General features: G+C 35.5%; 1 protein-coding gene. It reads right to left on the reverse strand.

From position 1 onward, the window contains the following. Positions 1 to 329 (reverse strand): transposase family protein (locus tag HMPREF2574_RS05975; protein WP_373878897.1); only part of this gene is annotated, 329 nt, incomplete at its 3' end. Positions 330 to 453 lie beyond the last annotated feature (124 nt).

The following is a 453-nucleotide window of genomic DNA, read 5'->3' on the forward strand; positions in this document are numbered from 1 at the left end:
CAATCAGTTTCTGAGCAATTTTTTGGTTGATGATTCTTCTTGATGAGAGAAGTCTCAGCGACCATCATTTTCGAGCACTGATAGCACTTGAAACGTCGCTTTTTAAGGAGAATTCTAGTAGGCATACCAGTTGTTTCGAGGTAAGGAATTTTCGACGGTTTTTGGAAGTCATATTTCTTCATTTGACTTCCACACTCAGGACAAGAAGGAGCGTAGTAGTCCAGTTTAGCGATGATTTCCTTGTGTGTATCCTTATTGATGATATCTATAATTTGGATATTAGGATCTTTGATATCAAGGAGTTTTGTGATAAAATGTAATTGTTCCATATGAATCTTTCTAATGAGTTGTTTAGTCGCTTTTCATTATAGGTCATATGGAACTTTTTTTCTACACAAAAATAGGCTCCATAAGATCTATAGGGGATTTACCCACTACAAATATTATAGAGCC

The sequence above is a fragment of the Streptococcus sp. HMSC034E12 genome, assembly GCF_001835915.1.
In the GTDB taxonomy this organism is placed as follows: Bacteria; Bacillota; Bacilli; order Lactobacillales; family Streptococcaceae; genus Streptococcus; species Streptococcus vaginalis.